2 protein-coding genes are annotated in these 2,340 nt (G+C 40.3%); one reads left to right on the top strand and one right to left on the bottom strand.

Annotated features, from left to right (window positions below; translation table 11 throughout):
• Positions 1-460: 460 nt before the first annotated feature.
• Complete coding sequence (locus DBR11_RS25175; RefSeq protein ID WP_233260906.1) at positions 461-850, bottom strand: group III truncated hemoglobin; 390 nt, start codon at positions 848-850, stop codon at positions 461-463.
• A gap of 157 nt (positions 851-1,007) precedes the next feature.
• Here DBR11_RS25175 and DBR11_RS25170 point away from each other — a divergent pair.
• A partial coding sequence (locus tag DBR11_RS25170; protein WP_108555336.1) for a TolC family protein occupies positions 1,008-2,340 on the top strand: 1,333 nt, incomplete at its 3' end.

Raw genomic sequence — 2,340 nt, 5'->3', positions numbered from 1 at the left:
TTTTTACACCTTGTGCCTTAAGTTCAGCATTTAGGGATACTGCAAGAAGCACAAGAAGGGATGCTTTTAAGGTTGTTTTCATCTGTTTATTTTGTTTTTTTACTAAAATACAGTTAAGCCGTCTAATTAAAGATGAAAATTCATAATTATTAAAGGGCAATAGAAAAGAAAGGATTACTATTGAGCTACATCTGACTGCTCGTAAATATGGAGTAATTACGTATAAAGTACAGATAAAGTACCAGATAAATTTATCCTATTGTCATCATCTCCTTATCCTTTACTTATCGTTATGTTATCATTTAGATATATCAAGGATAAGGAAAGGATAACCCAAGGATAAAGCAAGGATAATCCAACCAGATACTTTATCAGTGCTTTATATGTGTTTTAGAGGTAATTATACAGGACTTATATGACAGATGGTATAGTTGTATGGCTAGTAACTCCTAAGAATAGGTTAAAGCCTTCTGGAAATTTTAATTTGCATCATTTGAGCAATAGAGGCTGCCCGTTTTAAAGCTTCTTCTACTCTCGCTCCCGTAAAATGGGTTTTTAGTACCTCTTCCCAAAGCGCTAACCAGCATTGGAAGTGTTCTGGTTTTAAAGGGATTAACTGGTTTATTTGGATGTGTTTAAGCATGGGGTTTCCATTGTAAGTATGCACATCAAATAAAATGGTTTCCCAAAAGGAGACCATGACCGGAATATGCTGCATCAAAGAAAAATTGGCTGCTTTAAAAACCGGCCCGATTACCTCATCTTCCAGCGCCTTGGTGTAAAATGCATTTACCAGTAATTCGAGGTCCTCTTTTTTCTCGATATCCTTCATGGGGATAAAAGTAGGCATAAGAAATAGGGCATTTAAATACCGTATGGACATAATTGTAATAGAAAAGTAAAGTATGAGTTCTTGTTCAAATTATTTGATTCAAATAATTATTGATTTGAAGCACATACTTTGAATTTATGCCTTCGGAATAAATTTGCAGTGTAAAATACACACTATGCTTAGCGTAAAATCATTTGTTTTATTTCTATTTTATTTCCTTTTTATTGGCGCGGGGATTTTAAATGCACAAACCCTGAGTTTAAAGGAGGCGGTAAACACCGCACTGACCAATTATGATCTGCTGAAAGCCAAAGGTAATTATGTCCATGCTTCAGAAGAATCTGTGAAGCAAAGTAAAAGGGATTATTTGCCAAACCTGAGTCTATCGGCACAAAATGACTATGGAACGATCAATGGTCAGAACGGACCATCCTATGGTTTGGGTGGTTTAGCAGTAGCCTCCTCAGGCCCTGCATTGGACAAACAGAACTGGAATGCTGCTTTTGGCTCACTTTACCTGGCCAATGTCAATTGGGATTTTTTTACTTTCGGAAGGATTAAAGAAAAGATCAAAGTTGCCCAGACGGTATTGAACCGGGATAAAAAGGATCTGGAGCAGGAGCGGTTCCAGCAGGAAATCAGGGTCTCTGCAGCCTATTTAAATTTGCTGGCGGCTCAGCGATTAACTTTATCCCAGAAGAGAAACCTGGAGCGGGCGCTGGTGTTTCAAAATACGGCTGTGTTGCGTGCAAAGAATGGTTTAATTGCCGGTGTAGACTCTTCTCTGGCCAAGGCAGAAGTATCCAATGCCCGGATCTCTTTAACCAAAGCTAAAGATCTGGAACAGGAGCAGGCCAATAAGCTTGGCGTGCTGATGGGGATCACTGCGGTTAACTTTACTATAGATACGACTTCCATTACCCGGATTCCGGCACAATACGGAGCAGATACACTGATCAAGGGCAACCACCCAATTTTAAACTACTATAAAAACAGGGTAGAGGTGAGCAATGAACAAACAAATTATTATAAACGATCCTATTATCCTACCTTTTCTCTTTTTGGTGTGATGCAGGGCAGAGGTTCAGGCTTCAGTTCTGCCTATGCACAGAACCAGACGGCTTTTACCCAAAGTTATGCCGATGGGGTGAACCCTACCCGTGGCAACTACCTTTTTGGTGTTGGGATGGTCTGGAACTTAACCGCTATCGCTCGTACTCAGCCACAGGTTAGGGCACAGGAGTACATTTCCAGAGGTCTTCAGGACGAGTACGAACTGGTGAACAAACAATTGCAGGCACAACTGGCTTTATCAGATACGAAGCTGAAAAATGCGATAGACAATTATAAGGAGGCACCGATCCAGGTCAAGGCGGCCTCAGATGCTTATCTGCAAAAAAGTACTTTATATAAAAATGGTCTCACCACGATGGTGGATTTAACCCAGGCCTTATATACCCTGAACCGGGCAGAAACCGACCGCGACATTGCATACAACAATGTATGGC

The organism is Pedobacter sp. HMWF019, from assembly GCF_003061025.1.
GTDB lineage: Bacteria > Bacteroidota > Bacteroidia > Sphingobacteriales > Sphingobacteriaceae > Pedobacter.
Note: the sequence above shows the minus strand (reverse complement) of the source record. Positions and strands in the feature narration are given on the sequence as shown.